2 protein-coding genes and 1 pseudogene are annotated in these 1,923 nt (G+C 68.9%); all 3 read right to left on the bottom strand.

Annotated elements, in window-relative coordinates; all coding sequences use genetic code 11:
- Positions 1 to 261 (bottom strand): annotated as a pseudogene (locus EQG76_RS20950) (cyclase family protein); the annotation flags it as partial.
- Positions 262 to 341: 80 nt separating this feature from the next.
- Positions 342 to 587, bottom strand: a complete 246-nt coding sequence (locus EQG76_RS20945; RefSeq protein ID WP_159716274.1) for a hypothetical protein — start codon at positions 585 to 587, stop codon at positions 342 to 344.
- Between the two features lie 191 nt (positions 588 to 778).
- On the bottom strand, positions 779 to 1,923 hold a 1,145-nt coding region (locus tag EQG76_RS20940), incomplete at its 5' end, for a S8 family peptidase (RefSeq protein WP_159716273.1).

The raw sequence follows: 1,923 nt of genomic DNA, 5'->3' as shown, positions 1-1,923 counted from the left end.
GCCGTGCCGGGCGTAGGTGAACTCCTCGCCCTTGGCGACATAGTTCTCGATGTCCCGGCCAGCCACGGTGGGGCCGAAGGTGGCGTTGGCGAAGCCTGGCCATACCGGCTGCACCGGGGCGAAGGCATGAGTCAGGTCGATATACTTGGCACCCTTGAGCTGCTGCTCGTAGACGCCCCAAAGGCTGCCATCCTGGGCATTCGCCGGTGCTGCCAGTGCGGCTGCCAGCATGATGCCGGCGCAGATCCTGATGCCACCCATCCGCGTTCCCTCCAGCCAAGGACGGCGCGAGTTCGCCATACCGAGGCAGGGGCGAGGATGAGCGCGCCGGGCGGGCGGCGCTACTGGATCTCGGCGTTGGGCGGCGCGATCTGGAACTGGCGGCAGCGCTCGACATGCGCCACGCCCTTGACCCGGCGCAGCCGGCTCAAGACCTGTGGGTCGTCGACCGAGCCGGACACGGTTCCGAGCATCGCCATCTCGTTCTCAATGTGCAGGCCGACCTCGGCCATCTCCTGCAGGACATCTGCGAAGTCCTTGAGCCTGGCCTCGTCGACCGACACCACGACGTTGAGCCTGTCTGACATTCGAAGCCCCGAGAGGTACCCACCAGTATATGGTGGGCGTTCGATCATAGTGAACGTGCCTCGAATCATGGGGCTGGACAAGGTGCCATACAGGGGCGGGAAGATGAGTGGATGAGAACAAAACTAGAACATTTCGCGAACACTTACGTTTGAGCTACCCGAGTATGCACAGAAGTGATCGCACCTGCCGGTCAGGCTGGCGCCTGCACCAGGCCCATGCCGACATCGCGGGCCGGCTGGTCCAGGCGCCGGGCGGTCTGCACCAGCCGCGCCCACAGCGCCTGGCCCCGCGCGCCGGGATCGGCCTCGGCGTACAGGGCGGCGATGCCGGCGACGTGCGGGGTTGCCATGCTGGTGCCGTTGATCGTGTTGTAGAGCGTGCCGGGCCAGGCGGAGTAGACGGCCACGCCCGGGGCAGCGAGGTCGATCTGGCCGCCCTGCGGGTTCAGGCCGGCGCAGGAGAACCAGGCGACCTCCAGGCGCTGGTCGACCGCCGCTACCGCCATGATCGAGGTGCAGTTGGCGGGGTGGCCGACCGGGGCCAGCCGGTTCGGCCGCTGGCTGCTGTTGCCGGCCGCGGCCACGATCAGGCTGCCCGCCGCGAGCGCCCGCCGCCCGACCTGCTCGAACACCGCGGACGGCGTGGCGTCGGCGGCCACAGGTGCGCCCAAGGACATGGAGATCACCGCGCAGCCATTCGCCAGCGCCCAGTCGATCCCGGCCAGGATGCTGCCGTCCGAGCCGCTGCCCGCATCGCTCAGCACCTTGCCGGCATAGATCGTGGCATTGCCGGCCACCCCATAACGCGGCAGGCGTTCTGGCCGGAGCGGCCCGCAGGCCGTGCCGATGCAGTGAGTGCCGTGGCCATTGCCGTCCTGGACAGCCTCGCCGGCGATGAAGCTGCGCGCCTCGATCGGTCGGCTCTCGAAGTCGGGGTGGGTCAGGTCCATGCCGGTGTCGAGCACGGCGACCTGGATGCCCTGGCCGGTCCAGCGGCTGGTGGTGGCGCGCACCGCCTGCAGCCCCCAGGTGACCTCGCTCTCGCCAGTTTGCGGCAGGAGGCCGGCACGGCTGCCGGCATCGCCGATCAGCCGGTCCAGGATCGCGTTCACCCCGTCGCGATAACCGCGCAGATAGTCGATCGACAGGTTGCCGGTCGCTGTGTCGTTCGGGCGGGCGGGCACCGGCTCGGGAATGCCGATCCGGCCGTTTGCCAGGGCGTGGACGATCCGCTCCGGCTCGATCGCCAGGATGCCCTCGTCCGTGCCGACCGAGTTCAGCGCATGGAGCTGGTCGGGCGGGGTGGCGACCACCGCCACCTGCAACTGGTCGAACA

The organism is Geminicoccus flavidas (genome assembly GCF_009806515.1).
In the GTDB taxonomy this organism is placed as follows: domain Bacteria; phylum Pseudomonadota; class Alphaproteobacteria; order Geminicoccales; family Geminicoccaceae; genus Geminicoccus; species Geminicoccus flavidus.
Note: the sequence above shows the minus strand (reverse complement) of the source record. Positions and strands in the feature narration are given on the sequence as shown.